We start from the raw sequence: 16,077 nt of genomic DNA on the forward strand, positions 1-16,077 counted from the left end.
TTACCTCAAGTACAGATGAGCTTAACGATTCCAGCGCGAAAAGATAAGCAGTAGATAGACGTAGTTAGCTTTCTACCCGTTTCTTAATAATAAGAACCATGGATTTATTAATATATTTACTGACATAAAAAAAGACAGCCTAGGCTGTCTTTTTCGTATCTAAACTAAACAATCAAAAATACTTATTTATTGATATCGTCATTAAGACCGCTACCAGGGAGTACGTCATCACTGTTGTAGATGTCATTAGTATCAACACGTGGTGTATCAATTACATCGGTACGTAAGCCAGTGGTAGGTGTGCTAGCAGCAGATGGCGTGTTTTCACGAACTGAATCAGCAACTTTTTCTTGAGTTGATGAACTTGGCTGTAGCGCAGATTTTGCTTTCGCTTCAGTGCGTTCATGATCCATCTTATCCTGCATTTTACGTAGGAAGCGAGCTGCAGCTTCTTGACCACCAAGACCAAATGATAGGGCAAAGGCAACGGCTACCGCGCCTAGTGTTAGACCAAATGCTAGGTTAACGATTGAATCGGCAATACCCATTGCTTTTAGACCCATTGCTAATACTAGGCCCATAATCAATACACGTACGATGTTTGCTAGGAATTGTGAACCTTGCTCAGAACGTTCAACCACACCTGCAATGATATTGGCAAGCCAGAATCCGATGAATAGGATAATTGCGCCTAGGATGATGTTTGCACCGAATGCGATAAACATTGTGATAATAGCTGAGATAGGCTCGAAACCTAACAAGTCAGCAGCTGCAATAGCGGCAAATAGCATAGCGAAGAAGATAATCGCATAACCAACTAGGTCAGAGATTTTCTTATCACCCATGGTTTCTTGTAGACCAACTTTCGCAGGTAATTGATTGATTTGAGTGTTCTCAATCAAACCTTTGATGATGTTGGCAACCATGCGTACAACATAGAAAGTTACTACTAGGATAGCGACTGCCATAAAGATGTTTGGCAAGGCTTCCATGATTTTGTTAAGCATATTGGTCGCAGGGCGAGCAATTACTTCGATTTTTAATGCATTTAGAGCAGCAATAATGGTTGGAATGATAACCACAAGAAATGCTAACGAACCTGCAATGTTAGGTAAGCTGTTTTGCTCACTTAAACCTGCTTTTGACGCCAATTCTTGTACATTAAAAGTAGAAACAAGATTGGTTACGATGCCGCGTACGACTTTGGCAATGATATAACCAACGACGAAAACCACACCAGCAATCAAGATATTAGGGATGAAGCTAAAGATTTTGTCGACCATATTAGTCAGTGGTGCAAACAAACCATCAAGCTCTAATTGACCAAGTACCATGGTCAACACAACCAATAAGATGAACCAGTAAACCATATCAGCAATCGTGCTGCTCATTGGTTTTACACCAGCTTGTGCACTTAAACGCTCATCCATAGAGGTTTTCGCGAGTGCAGCGTTGATCGCTGTGCGTGCAACAGTAGCCACGACCCAACCGATCACACCAAGTGCGATAGCGCCGATAAGATTAGGGATAAATGCCAATACTTGATTAACCATATTTGCGAATGGTGCTGAGATAGAGTTTAAGTTTAATTGGCTAAGTGCGCCTGAGATAGCATGATGAAAATAAACCAGAAAACAATTTTGGAGATGATACCTTCAAGGTCGTAGGTCTTACCAGTTGAAGAGTTCATACGCTGATTGAGATTAACTTTAGAGAGTACGCCGCGTACCAGTGCTGCGATACCAAGGGCTACTAGCCAACCAATAACGAATATCAAAATAGCACCAATGATGGAACCGATAGGTCCACCGAGATAGCCGTTAAAAGATGTGTACATTGGGTTCATCTTATCCTCCTTGAAGCATCTTATATAACTCGCCAAAAACAATGTTCATACAGCGATTAGTGAGCAAGACATACAGATGGTTGTCATAAATAGTATTTTTAGAATCAGTTATATAGAGATATTATCGTTTTTGAGCATAAACTATTATCAGCAGTATCTCTTATTTATATTACAGTGACTTCGCTATCGATATCTGCTTATTTTTGATAAAAATTAACGCTCGGTTACTTATCTCCTTAGTTGATTCAGCTTAGCTGATGTATTGATGGATTTAAAGACAGAAAGCTTTACCTGCTACTATATTTGTGTGATAACTTGTTATTATGATAGAAGATATTAACATAGACTATACATTGGCCCGATAATTTTGTGCAAAGCGTGGTTCCCAAAACTAAGATTTGTTATTATAGAAGAATGTGACATCTCGCCACTATTCTTACAATTAGAGAGTACTTTATGAAAAAAATCACTACTTTAGGCGTTAGTGCACTTGCTAGCGCTATGTTGTTAGTAACAGGCTGTAGCACCAACAATGGCAATCAAGAAACAGCCGCTCAAAGCGTTTCCATTACTGAACAAAGCTCAGCTAGTGAAAAAGTAGGTTATAGCTTAGGTTTCATGATGGCAGAAGGCAATAAAGACGCTGTCAAAGATCTAGACCTAAATACTTTTGAAAAAGGCTTCCGTGATGGCTACGAAGGCAATGAATCAGCATTGACCCAAGAGCAAATGCAACAAGTATTGATGGACTATCAAAAAGAGCAAGAAGAGCAGTTTGTTAAAGACATGGAAACCAAAGCGACAGAAAATAAAGCCGCTGGTACTGCGTTCTTAGCAGAAAACGCTAAAAAAAGAAGGCGTGAAGCAGACAGAGTCTGGTTTACAGTATAAAGTTATCAAAGCAGGTACTGGTAAATCGCCAAAAGCAACTGACGTGGTTGAAGTAAACTACGAAGGTAAATTGCTTGATGGTACGGTATTTGACAGCTCTTATGAGCGCGGTGAGCCAATCGAATTCCCACTAAACCAAGTAATCGCTGGCTGGACTGAAGGTCTACAATTGATGAAAGAAGGCGGAAAATACGAGTTCTATATCCCATCAGATATTGCTTATGGCGAAGCGGGTAATGCTGGTATCGAGCCTAACAGCACGCTTATCTTTACTGTTGAGCTATTAAAAGTAAAATAAGTATCTAAAGCAAAATTATTAGTTTAGGTACTTAACCTAAAAAAGCTTCATATAGTTATGAAGGCTTTTTTTACGACTAATATTTTATCTCAGACTGATATCGATCTTATAAAGCCGATATCAAGTTGGCGATAAATTATAGATTCTTCTGAAAGACTTTAGAGTTGCGGCCGTTATGGTATTTTTCTAAACGTGCTTCAGGTAAAGCGCTGGCTTCAACTTCAGCGAAGCCTTGCTCGACGAACCAATGCGCAGTACGAGTGGTCAAAACAAACAACTTATACAAACCATGGCTACGCGCTTGCTGTTCTAGAAACGCTAGTAAATCTGCACCGCGGCTACCACTACGGTACTCAGGACGTACGGCAACACAGGCAACTTCTGCTGACTCTGAATCTAGCGTATGCAATGCTGCACAGCCCAAAATCATACCATCGCGCTCAATCACACTATAGTTGTCAATCTCTTGCTCCAAGCGCTCACGTGAACGACTGACCAAGATGCCTTGCTCTTCTAGAGGTGACAGCAGCTCAATAAGACCAACCACATCATCGATATTGGCACGGCGAATCTCTTCATAAGGGTCATGGCTAATCAGCGTGCCAGAACCATCACGTGTGAATAGCTCTTCTAATAATGCGCCGTTTTTGGCATACGAGATAATATGCGTGCGATGGACGCCTTGACGACAGGCTAAGCTTGCACAGTTTAAGAAATAATTGATTTCACAATTTAGATCACGATCACGTAAGAAGCGATCAACTTCATTAGGAATCATTTCACGTAATAAACGATCGTCGTCGTTGATACCCGCTTCTTCACCTAAGAATATAAGCTTGTCAGCACCTAGTGCTACGGCAGCGCTTAGGGCCACATCTTCCGCCAATAAGTTAAATACTTCGCCAGTCGCAGAGTAGCCCATCGAGCCTAATACAACGATATGGTCATGAAGTAGATTGTTTTTGATGGCTTCTACATCGATAGAACGCACTTCACCCGTCATTTGGTAATCAATACCTTCACGGATACCGTATGGACGAGCTGTCACAAAATTACCCGATATCGCATCGATACGTGAACCATACATCGGAGAGTTGGCCAGCCCCATTGATAGCTGAGCTTCAATCTGTAAACGAATAGCACCAACGGCTTGTAAGATAGATGGCATCGCCGCACGTGGCGTAATACGGATATCTTGATGTAGCGGCGATTCAATATTAGCGTCTTTTAAATTCTTTTCGATTTGCGGTCGTGCCCCGTGTACCAGTACCAGCTTGATACCCAAGCTATGCAACAAGGCAAAATCATGAATAAGTGTGCTGAAGTTCGCATGGTTGACCGCTTCACCACCAAACATGATCACGAAAGTTTTGCCGCGATGGGTATTAATGTAGGGTGCAGAGTTACGGAACCAATGAACGTATTCAGGGTTGATCTGGGGCATGGAGCTAGTAGTCATAATGGGAGCAGTAGTCGTTAGAATAAGAAAAGGGGCGCAGCAAAAAAAATGCCTAACGCTAAAGATTTACCATAGCAAAAAACGCGGTTATGAGCTATCTTTTATTTCAGCTGTATTCAAGCATTCTGATTGCCAATCGCTGATATACACAACCTCAACACTGGGTTAATGTACGTACAAATGCTTTTTGTTATGCTAAGCGCTATTGCTTTACAGATGCTGAGCGAAGATAATCAGGTTAGATAAATGAGTTCAGGTTTTTCATAGATTGCATGAACTATTTTACAGCGATATCTTATATACATCGTAATGCTTTTTATCTGTTGAACAAATTATAAAAATAACTTAAGTTGCACCATCTGTGTTTTACCGATATATCAACCAGGGATAATGAAAATCATGAAAAAAAGTAACCAGTTTGCTAGCCCGTTCAGTGCTTGGAGCGGCCACCGCTTATTTCACGTTGTTGCCGGTACGCTTATCGGTGCAATGGTCGTCACACAAGCTTCAGCGATGCTACCAACACCAGAGCAAGCGGTTGATAGCTCAATGGCTATTCAGACAAATGCAAACAAGGGCAGCAATTCAAGTGCTCAAGCCGTTAACAGCAGAATTACAGCGTCGTTGGTCAGCGTTGATGCTAATGGTCAAGAAGTACTCGTCCCTGTAAATACCAATACTCGTTTGCAGTCAGGCAATGTATTGGAATATCAAGGTTACTTTACCAATACCAATGCAGATCGCGTCCGTAAAATGACCGTTACGATGAGTATCCCAGAGCAGGTAGAACTACTAAAAACTGTTGCTCCTGAATTCCCGTACGGCAGTGTAGATGGCAATAACTTTGCTCGTATGCCATTACGTACCAAGTTGATAATCAACTACAAGATGTCGCGCTTAAATATTATAAAGCGGTACGTTGGGACTTAGAAGGCGTAGGTCTAAATGATACTGTCGCTGTAAAATACCGCGCTCGTGTCAAATAGTCCTGAGTTTTTGGATTAGAATTTAGCTAGCATTGATGTAGTTAGCACTGAAAACTATCCATTTAGTACTAAAAACTATCAATAAAAAGCACCACAGTTTATAGCTGCGGTGCTTTTTTTACTGTATGTCAGGACGTTTGATAATTTTGCTGATAAGTAAGTAAAAATACTGAGCTACAGCGTGGCATATTTGCTATTAGATTTCTCTCGGATAAGCTGTTTAATTACATTGATTTGCGGCGTTGTAGCTTGAGCACCTGCTTGTATCAGACTGCGTCGCTGACTAGTATCTATTGAACTGTTACGACCGATATTAGGAGTAATAACAATATCCGCTCGATTCCGCTCACTCTGACTTGATAAGGATCGATTAGCCGTCAGGTTGGTAGCTAGAATATTAGTTTCTAGAAAGCCCCAAAAGTCACTTAATGAGTTCATAGTCGGTATTTGATTGCTCGTATTATTGCTGCCTTGAGCTCCCGTTACATCTACAGCAATGACAATATCAGCACCCAAGTCATAGGCACTATCTACTGGTACTAAACTGACCACACCGCCATCGATATATTTTTTACCGACCTTTTCAGGAATGCGCGGGGCAATAAAAATATTGGGTACGCTACAGGACGCTTGTACGGTAAGCCCAGCGTCACCAGTGGTAAAGATCGCTTTCTTCAGAGTGTGTTTTTCTGCTGCGATTGCCGCAAAAGCAATAGGGAAATCCTCTATGGCTCGCGCATTCACTTTGCTATTGATAAAGTTTTTTTAACTTAATACCTTCGATAAATCCTTGATTGGACAAGGTAAAGTCTGTGAGCTGGCTATCAGTAGTGGTCAATGCCAATTGCTCAAGCTGGGCCGGCGTGTAACCACTGGCGTATAAGCTACCAATCAAGCTACCCACACTCGTCCCGACCACCAATGTTGGTTTGATACCGTTTTCTTCTAGCGCTTTAATGACACCCACATGGGCAAACCCTTTTGCACCGCCACCACCCAATACCAGTGCGACAGTAGGAGTCTTAATAACAGGCTCTGGCGTTGCAGGAATAGTCGATGGCAATGTGCTACACGCACTAATATAAAAACCGAGTATAGGTATTAAGCTCAACCTCAGTAGTTTTAGATTATGGCGAATTAGGTTGTGACGAAACTGACGAGCAAAATAGAAACAAGCATAGAAAAACACCTTATGAAATTGCCAGAATTCAAAAAAATAAGACATCAGTTATTGGTATGATGAGGAGAAGCGGTTTATCTATAGTAGATGGACTGTATAGGTGCTATTTTACTAAATAGCCTAGCATAAGCAATTGTATTGTCAGCTATAATGAAATGAGTGGACTTTTTTATACGTACTATTAAAAATGCTCGATTTAGCATACAAAAATTAAAAATAATATTGTTAGGATCTTTAATGCCAATATCGGAGAGTCATGCCTCAGCCAACTCGTCAGATCACTTTAGATCTGACATACCGTTGTCAGCACTAGATATGCCAGTGTCTGCGCTAGCAGGTGTAGGAGTAAAAGTCGCAGAGCAGTTGGCGCAGTTAAATATCAAGCGGATATTCGATTTGCTATTACATTTGCCTCGTGATTATGAAGATCGTAGTCGACTGGTATCAATCGCCGATGTAGAGCATGGACAATCAGCGCTAATTACTGGTCATATCGTTCATGTCGATACCAAGCGCAGTGGGATGACTGTGACGGTGGACGATGATACGGGTACGATATCGTTACGGTTTTTTAAGGTCTATCGTGGTCTGGTACAGACCATGAATTTGGGAACGCGCTTACAGCTATTTGGTGAGGTCAAAGTCAGCCGCTACGGTAAGCAGATACATCACCCTGAATATCAAGTTATCACTGACAATACCGTCATGACCGATATGGGATTGCAGCCTATTTATCCTACTGTCAAAGGTTTACATCAAAACAAGCTGCGCACTTTAATTAAACTGGCATTGCAAACGGTTCGGAGCCAAGGTCTGCCTATGACATTGTTTACGGCTGAAGATTTTGCAGTTGTATCCGATTTGCCATTAGTGCCTTTTGAGCCATCTAAATCAGCGGTGTCAGAGGCCGAATATACCGAAGATATTTTCTCGACGTTAGCACGCAGTGTGCCTGACAATGTGACTAGCAATGCGATTGGCAATAGCGTATATAAACCCAATCCTTCTACCTATCAGGCAGATAATGACATACATAACGTCGCTGCCAGTATTGCTCAGCATAATGTCTATAATTTAACGATATTTGAAGCATTGGTACTGCTGCATACGCCGCCTACTTATACTAGCGCGTCTCAGCAATACAAACTATTCACTCAACTCAGTGCCCGTACGCATGCTGCTTGCCAGCGCTTGATTATCGAAGAGTTGACTGCGCATCAGCTCAGTTTACTATATCGTCGCCAACAGCTACATCAGCATAAAGCACCCAAATGTACTACCAATAGTCCTCTTGCTGACAAGCTGTTTCTGCATTGCCTTTTGATTTAACAGGGGCGCAAAAAAAGAGTAATGAAAGACATCACTGCGGATATGGCGACCTCAATTCCGATGCTACGACTGGTACAGGGTGATGTGGGTGCTGGCAAGACGTTGGTGGCAGCAGGGGCGGCAGGCTATGCGCTCGATAGTGGCTGGCAGGTCGCGGTAATGGCACCGACTGAGATTTTAGCAGAGCAGCATCTACTGAATTTTAAGCAATGGTTTGAGCCATTAGGTATTGGTGTCGGTTGGCTTGCCGGTAAGCAAACGGCCAAACAGCGCCGCGAAGCGTTGGAAGCAGTCGCGGAAAATACCGTACAAGTGGTGGTCGGTACTCATGCACTGTTTCAGGAGCAAGTTCAGTTCGCTAAATTAGGCTTGGTTATCATTGATGAGCAGCATCGATTCGGTGTTGAGCAGCGTATGGCATTGACCAATAAAGGCGTGGCTAACAGTACCCCACACCAGCTAATCATGACCGCAACACCGATTCCAAGAACCTTAGCGATGAGCGTTTATGGCGATATGGATACCTCAATTATTGATGAGTTGCCACCGGGGCGCACGCCAATTACGACGGTAACTATCGATCGCAATCGACGCGACGAGGTTATAGAACGTATTGCGATTAATTGCGAAGCGGGTAGGCAAGCGTACTGGGTATGCTCGCTGGTAGAGGCCTCTAGCGTATTAGATGCGCAGGCAGCTGAAGCCACTTATGAGGATTTAAATGAACGTCTAGATATTCGTATTGGACTGGTACATGGCAAGATGAAGTCTGCTGATAAGCAAGCCATCATGCAGGAGTTCAAAGCAGGTAATTTGGACTTGCTGATTGCGACGACTGTCATCGAGGTAGGGGTCGATGTACCCAATGCATCGTTAATGGTTATCGAAAATGCAGAGCGTTTGGGACTATCACAATTGCATCAGCTGCGCGGGCGAGTCGGACGTGGCTCGACCAAAAGCTTCTGTGTACTGTTATATCAAAAACCGCTATCAGAGACAGGTACTGAGCGACTAAATGTCCTACGCGATAGTACCGATGGCTTCGTCATTGCCCAAAAAGACTTAGAGCTACGTGGGCCAGGAGAGCTGTTAGGCAAACGTCAAACGGGTAACGTTGGTTACTATCTGGCTGATCTGATCCGTGATGAGCAATTATTTGCCATTGCTCAGCGGTTAGCGAAGCATTTGATAGCAGACCCTGCGCGAAAAGCAGATGTCAGTCAATTGATTCATCGCTGGATGCCTGAGGCAAGTCGCTATACCAATGCTTAGTGTTTATACCCAGTGTCTAGTAATCAGTGTTTAGTGTTTAGTATCGGTATCGGCAAATAGGTTCAGTGCGTCATTGAACTTAGCTCTGGATATAATCAAACAGCATGGCCACAACGTTAACATTCTTTATAAACGATACTCCATCCATAGTCAGTCGTTGAATACATCAAAGATTCAACGACTGACTATACGCGCTCTTATTTCTTTAAATCGGTCGATATGCCTTGAACGTTGCACAGATATTCGGTCTAAGTTTCAATTAAATTTATGAACGCTAGACACTATATATAAAAATAAGATGATGACTAAATATATGCTATTCTCGATAATTTGATGAACTATTATAATAATAAACAGTGCTTTAGAGAACATCGTAATACTCTCTGTAAGTAACGCTCATAGCCCTATATCAGACTATCCAAAAATTGCTTCGATTGCGTGCCACTTTTTATTATTGCTATGACTGATTGATATTTTTAGTCATTCTATATCGAGTATTTCAATATTGACTGTACCTACAGAGAGTTATCATGAGCGATTTTGAAGAAACCCATTCTAAGCCGTCAGCTGAAGCTGAGTTGCCGCCATATCGTCAAACTGACACTTTATCTCAAAGGCCATCTGTAAAACCACCAATATGGTTATGGCCCGTATTGGCAGCCGTGCTAGTGATTGGGGTGCTGCTTGGCAAATATTGGGGCAATAATGGTAGTGCCGCTACAGATGAGTCAGCAGCTTCTAATTCTGTCGCAAACGATCAGTCAACCAGTAGCGATGCCAGTATTGAGCAATCAGTACTCTCAGTAGAAACAGTTAGTCCAAGCCAAGATGATATCGGCAGCACACTCAGTGCCGATGGAACCATCGATGCTAAAGATACTGCGAATGTCAGTGCAAAAGTCAATGGTGTGGCTATCGAGCGTATCTTGGTTGAAGAAGGCGACCGCGTTAGAGCAGGTCAAGTTTTAGCAGTGTTCGATACTGATGCTATGGAGCAGCAAGTGCTACAGGCGCAAGCAGATGTCGCAGAAGCGGAAGCCACCCTTGCCAATGCCAGCGCTGATGCTGCACGTGTGCTGCCATTGATCGATATCGATGCCATCAGCAAACAAGAAGCCGACCGCTACCGTACCTCGGAAGTACGTGCCAGAGCTTCTTTGCAAGCATCCAAAGCTCGTTTGAGTAATCAGCGTTTGACATTAGAGAACGCAAAAGTCGTCGCTCCTGTCAGCGGTATTATCAGTGAAAAAATGGTAGAAGTCGGGCAGGTGGCAGGCGGGGATCCACTATTTACAATTATCAAAGGCGGGGTTTTGGAATGGCGAGCAGATATAGATCCTAAGCTTATCGGTGATATAAACGTCGGTACGCCTGTACAAGTCAGTCTTCCGGGTGGTGATACAGTGATGGGGCAAGTAAATCGCATCGCGCCCACCGCAGACAACAACCGTCAAATTACGATTTATGCCAGCCTAGCTGCCAACTCAAAGATACGTGCAGGCATGTACCAAACAGGTGAGTTCCTATTAGGAAGTACCAGCACACAAACGATTCCTAATAGCGCCGTGGTCAGTAATGATGGTTATGATTATGTGATGCTCGTTACTGAATCGACTACTCGAGACGATCGATCAATGGGACGTATCAAGCAGCAGCGAGTGACGTTGGGTGAGCGACTGGGCGAAAGCGTAGCAGTGTTAGAGCCTTTGCCAAGTGACAGTCGTATCGTAAAGCAGGGCGGCAGCTTCTTAAATGATGGTGACCTAGTGCGTGTTGTTGATGGTGTAACTCAAACCAGTAAGCCAGTGCAGGCACAGCCATGAGCTTAAACGTCTCCGCTTATTCGATTAAAAACCCGCTCGTTGCTATCTTGCTATTTGTGCTGCTGACGTTGGGCGGCATTTACGGTTTCATGAAAATGAAAGTCCAGCAGTTTCCGGACATAGACTTGCCAGCGGTGGTAGTCACGGTCACGCTACCGGGTGCTGCGCCCTCACAGCTCGAAAACGATATTGCAAAGAAGATCGAAAATAAACTGACCAGTATCGAAGGCGTGAGTCATATTCGCACCACGCTACAGACGGGTGCGGCGACCATTGCCACTGAATTTACCTTAGAAAAAGATATTCAAGAAGCGGTAGACGATGTGCGGTCAGCAGTCGGTGAAGTACGCGGTGATCTACCAGCTGCGGCTAATGATCCTATCATTACCAAAGTATCTACCGCTGGGTTTCCAGTGGTTACGTACTCTGTTGCTGCTGAAAATATGAGCGTGGAGGATCTATCGTGGTTTGTTGATGATACCGTTACCAAGCGGCTATCTGACATACCAGGCGTTAGTACCGTAAGCCGTGTTGGTGGGTTGCAGCGTGAGATCACGGTTGCTGCTGACCCAATTGCGTTAAGTGGTCTAAAGTTTTCTATTTCGCAATTATCGCAGCAAATCGCTGGTATCCAGCAAGACAGCTCTGGCGGGGAGGCAGAAGTTGGCAAGACGACTCAGACCATCCGTGTTCTCGGTGCCGTTGAGCGAGCAAATGAGCTAAACGATTTGCAAGTGGCTGTCCCTACAGGAGGCACACAAGCTTTAGGTCGGATGGCAGAAATCACTGACGGCGCAGCAGATCCAAGCTCGATTGCTAAGCTAGATGGTCAAACCGTGGTGGCATTTAATATCACTCGCTCGCGTGGGGCTAGTGAAGTCGATGTGATGGAGCTGGTTGATGAGGAGCTTGCCAAGCTGACCGCTGATGTCGGTAATATCAGTATTGAAAAAGTCTATGACCGAGCCACACCCATTGCAGAAGATTATGAAGCCTCGTTAAGAATGCTCATCGAAGGTGGGCTGTTGGCTGTAGTGGTAGTCTTCCTGTTTTTGCGCAATATACGCGCGACTATCGTTGCCGCGGTCGCTTTGCCATTATCAGTCATTCCAACCTTTCTGGGTATGTATTTATTTGGCTTTAGTCTGAATATCATCTCACTACTGGCATTATCATTAGTCATTGGAGTGCTGGTCGATGATGCAATCGTTGAAGTAGAAAACATCATACGTCATCTACGCATGGGTAAGACGCCTTATGAAGCGGCGATGGAAGCCGCTGATGAAATCGGTCTGGCCGTTGTTGCTACTACTTTTACTTTGATTGCGGTGTTTTTACCAACGGCCTTTATGGGCGGTATCGTTGGACAGTTTTTCCGTCAGTTTGGTTGGACGGCTGCCTTATCAATTTTTGCCTCGCTGATGGTGGCGCGCCTGATTACCCCTATGATGGCAGCTTATATCTTGCGACCTGAGAAAAAGCACGTCGAAAAACAAAGCGCGATGATGAAGTACTATCTTAAGATTGTGTCTTGGACCCTACATCATCGCTGGCTAACCATGGGTGCAACGCTTGTTTTATTTGTGGCATCGCTAGCTTTGGTTAAGCTGCTACCTACGTCATTTATCCCTGATAATGATATCGATCAAACTCGAGTGGCTATTGAGCTGACACCTGACGTCTCTTTGGAAGATACTGAGCGCGTGGCGGCGCTAGCAAGTGATCGTATTTTGCTATGCCTGAGGTGACTAATATTTTTACTTCAGTGGGAGAGGCGCAGGCGTCGATGGGTGCGTCGGATGGTGGTGGCGGTAAGGCTGAAAATATCGCAGGTTTGGATATTGTGCTTGCACCGCGTGCAGAACGAGGCACCAAGCAAGAGATAGAGCGCAAAATTAGCAAACTGATGACAGAAGTGCCAGGAGCACGGTTCACAGTCGGGCTATCGAGTGGTGGTGAGAGTGGATATAACTTTTCATTAACCAGTACCAATCCGCAATTGCTTGAACAAACTGCACAAAAAATCATGTCTGAGATTCGGGGACTACCAAGTGCAGGCGCTGTGACCAGTGATCGCAGTCTACCACGCCAAGAGCTAACGGTAACGCCAGATAGATTGGCAATGGCTGACAAAGGGGTGACCACGCAAGATATTGCTACGACTTTACGTGTGGCGACTGTAGGCGACTACGAGCAGCAATTGTCCAAGCTCAATCTTGATACGCGTCAAGTACCAATCGTCGTACGTCTACCTGACGTGGCTAAGCAAAATGTTAGCCAACTAGAGGGCTTGTATGTGCCGAGTACCATGCCTGCAGGTCAGGGCGTGCGCGTTGGTGAGGTTGCTACGCTAGACTTTGGCACTGGGCCTGCGCAGATTAGCAGACTGGATCGAGAGCGTGCTATTAGTATCACGGTACAACCTGCTAGTGGCGAGCTTGGCGATTTGGTACAGGCGGTAAAAGCAGTACCGACCATGCAGCAACTGCCGCCTTCGATTACCATCATTGATCAGGGCCAAGCCGAAAACATGGCAGACCTCTTTAGTGGCTTTATCATTGCGATGTCCGTCGGTGTGGTTTGTATTTTAGGTGTGCTGATTCTACTATTTGGTCGTTTGTTGCAGCCTTTTACCATTTTAATGGCGTTACCTCTATCGATCGGTGGGGCGTTTGTCGGCTTGGTTATTACCAATAGTAGCTTATCGATGCCGTCGATGATTGGTTTTATTATGCTCATGGGTATTGCGACCAAAAACTCTATTCTATTGGTCGATTACGCGTTGATTGCCCAGCGCCGAGCTGGCACGCTTTGAGGCTATTGTAGATGCGTGTCGCAAGCGTGCACGGCCTATTATCATGACGACCATTGCGATGGGTGCAGGTATGCTGCCATTAGTATTTGGTTGGGGCGATGCAGATCCTACCTTTAGACGACCGATGGCAGCAGCGGTATTGGGTGGTCTAGTAACCTCTACGCTGTTGAGCTTGGTTGTTATTCCTGTCGTCTATACCTTAATGGATGATCTATCGGGATGGTTTGCTAAATGGCTGGCTCCACATGGTAAGCTAGAGACCTCTGATAGTCACTTCTCATAGAGAGCCAAATAGCTAACCAAATAATGAGCTAAGACACGACACAATAATAGCAATGTGGAAAATGCTGAATGATTAACACGCTCTCAATTAGGTCATATACTCGCCAAACTAGAGGACATTCTCATGACTTTCATCAGCTTGTTTTGCCTTTGCGAGGTGCAATCAATATCGAAGTTGGAAGCTACACTGGAAAAGTTATTCCGAGCGAATGTGTTGTCGTCAAGGTAAATGAAAAGCACTACTTTAGCGCTGAAGAGAATGCAAAGTTTATCGTTGTGGATACAGATCTGTTGCCAGAAAATGTGCTTCATTCATCACAAATCGTCTTTTCTATAAGTTCACCATTGTTGGCATTTTTGGAGTTTTCAGAAAGTCAGTTAAGGTATCAAATCAATCCTGAAGTTGAGAGACTGATGTTTGATACCTTTTATAAACTCCTAGAACAACAAAATCTATTTGTGCAATATGATGCTCGAATTAGAGAAGTCGTCGCATATATTCACCACAATTTTGCTAAGAACCTTTCTGTCGAAGTGTTGGCGAATATCTCTTGTCTCAGTGCCACACAGTTTAAAAAGAACTTCAAACTGCAAACAAACCAAACTGTCACTGAGTACATCACAAAGATCAGGATGCAAAAGGCGCAAGCTTTATTACTACATACTGATTCACCTATCGCTATCATAGCCGAACTGGTTGGTTATACGGATGTTAGTGCTTTTAGCCGCCGCTTTTCTAAATATTTTGGTATTGCCCCTTCCAAATTAAAACACGTCTAACCAGACATGCAAACCGTCTAATCTGCACAAATAGTAGTCTGTAACTCTCTATAATAATGTTATTCATTATAACGTTAGAGGTAGCTACTATGCTGCAGAATAAATCTAGTCTAAGTGCTATTTTATGTGTGATAGCTGCCAGTGTCCTTTGGGGAACGACAGGTACAGCCTCTGCTTTTATACCTGACGTTAGTCCATTAGCCGTTGGTGCGTTTTCTATGGGGGTAGGTGGTGTATTGCTAGTATTGAATGCTAAGAATAATTTATTAAGCGATAGACAGAAACTACTTTCTCAGCCCAGTCTCTTATTCATCGGTAGCCTATGCGTTGCTATCTATCCTTTAGCTTTTTATTCCTCTATGAGATTGGCTGGTGTCGCTATTGGTACAGTGATCTCAATTGCCAGTGCACCATTTTTCACTTTTATCATGGAGCGTCTGATTAGCAATAAAAGAGTCACTAGTCGATGGGTGGTAAGTTTTATATTTGGTGTGGTTGGCGTCATTTTGCTAACCTTGGGAAAAACCCAATATTTGGATATAAACGCACAAGCAAATAGTCGAATACTAGGCGTGTTGTTAGGGTTAGTTGCAGGATTGACCTATGCCACATACTCATGGACAGCACGTCAAATGATAGAGAACAGGGTAAACTCAAAATCAACGATGGCCAGTATGTTTGGTCTGTCGGCGATCTTATTGTTGCCATCATTATTATTAACAGGGGAAAACCTGTTTTTAGATGCAAAACATATAAGCGTTGCCCTATATCTGGCAATTGCACCGATGTTCTTTGGTTATTTACTTTTTGGCCAAGCGTTAAGAGTAATTGAGGCGAGCAAAGCGACGCTTATCACGTTACTAGAACCTATCGTGGCCACTATATTGGCTATCATTATAATCGGTGAAACATTCTCTCCTATCGGCTGGCTAGGCATGTCACTCATGATAATCTGTCTCTTACTGCAAGTAATGAAGACGCCAAAACTGACAGGTTATCGAAGAAGACGTGCACTATATAAGTAATCAAACAACATAAGTAACAAAGCAATATTTCTGACGATAAGCAGTATTTTTGATGAGTGACTGCCTATTAAGTATGACTCTTTGTATGACG

The 16,077-nt window shown here is 43.7% G+C and carries 7 protein-coding genes and 4 pseudogenes; 7 read left to right on the forward strand and 4 right to left on the reverse strand.

The window, feature by feature from the left end; all coding sequences use genetic code 11:
* Window positions 1-182 precede the first annotated feature (182 nt).
* A pseudogene (locus TT11_RS03570) lies at window positions 183-1,846 on the reverse strand (mechanosensitive ion channel).
* A 456-nt stretch (window positions 1,847-2,302) separates the two neighbouring features.
* Between TT11_RS03570 and TT11_RS03575 the strand changes: the two are divergent.
* Window positions 2,303-3,035, forward strand: a pseudogene (locus TT11_RS03575) (FKBP-type peptidyl-prolyl cis-trans isomerase).
* Window positions 3,036-3,171: 136 nt separating this feature from the next.
* On the opposite strand, the gene argA reads toward TT11_RS03575, so the two are convergent.
* Window positions 3,172-4,494 (reverse strand): amino-acid N-acetyltransferase, encoded by a 1,323-nt coding sequence (gene argA / locus TT11_RS03580; protein ID WP_057762129.1) that lies wholly within the window; start codon window positions 4,492-4,494, stop codon window positions 3,172-3,174.
* 399 nt (window positions 4,495-4,893) lie between these two features.
* Between argA and TT11_RS03585 the strand changes: the two genes are divergently transcribed.
* Window positions 4,894-5,424: a hypothetical protein gene (locus tag TT11_RS03585; RefSeq protein ID WP_261869111.1), complete on the forward strand. Its 531-nt coding sequence runs from the start codon at window positions 4,894-4,896 to the stop codon at window positions 5,422-5,424.
* A 230-nt stretch (window positions 5,425-5,654) separates the two neighbouring features.
* Here the strand turns inward: TT11_RS03585 and TT11_RS03590 are convergent, their stop codons facing one another.
* Together TT11_RS03590 and TT11_RS03595 are read right to left on the reverse strand one after the other, a co-directional pair.
* Window positions 5,655-6,224, reverse strand: coding sequence for a patatin-like phospholipase family protein (locus TT11_RS03590; protein WP_261869112.1), 570 nt, complete (start codon window positions 6,222-6,224; stop codon window positions 5,655-5,657).
* A gap of 4 nt (window positions 6,225-6,228) precedes the next feature.
* A complete protein-coding gene (locus tag TT11_RS03595) occupies window positions 6,229-6,591 on the reverse strand; it encodes a patatin-like phospholipase family protein (protein WP_261869113.1) in 363 nt (120 codons plus the stop codon).
* Between the two features lie 306 nt (window positions 6,592-6,897).
* Between TT11_RS03595 and recG the strand changes: the two are divergent.
* The 5 genes and pseudogenes from recG (at window position 6,898) to TT11_RS03620 (ending at window position 15,986) form a co-directional block, all read left to right on the forward strand.
* Window positions 6,898-9,261: pseudogene (recG, locus tag TT11_RS03600) on the forward strand (ATP-dependent DNA helicase RecG).
* A 530-nt stretch (window positions 9,262-9,791) separates the two neighbouring features.
* Window positions 9,792-11,084 carry an efflux RND transporter periplasmic adaptor subunit gene (locus TT11_RS03605; protein WP_261869114.1) on the forward strand — a complete coding sequence of 431 codons (1,293 nt, stop codon included), beginning with the start codon at window positions 9,792-9,794 and terminating at the stop codon, window positions 11,082-11,084.
* Window positions 11,081-14,182, forward strand: a pseudogene (locus tag TT11_RS03610) (efflux RND transporter permease subunit). Before TT11_RS03605 ends, TT11_RS03610 begins: the two are co-directional and overlap by 4 nt.
* A 68-nt stretch (window positions 14,183-14,250) precedes the next feature.
* The gene (locus tag TT11_RS03615; RefSeq protein ID WP_261869115.1) at window positions 14,251-14,961 is read left to right on the forward strand and encodes an AraC family transcriptional regulator; all 711 of its coding nucleotides are present in this window, start codon (window positions 14,251-14,253) and stop codon (window positions 14,959-14,961) included.
* An 89-nt stretch (window positions 14,962-15,050) separates the two neighbouring features.
* Window positions 15,051-15,986: a DMT family transporter gene (locus TT11_RS03620; RefSeq protein ID WP_261869116.1), complete on the forward strand. Its 936-nt coding sequence runs from the start codon at window positions 15,051-15,053 to the stop codon at window positions 15,984-15,986.
* Window positions 15,987-16,077 lie beyond the last annotated feature (91 nt).

The sequence above is a fragment of the Psychrobacter sp. JCM 18901 genome (assembly GCF_000586435.1).
GTDB lineage: Bacteria > Pseudomonadota > Gammaproteobacteria > Pseudomonadales > Moraxellaceae > Psychrobacter.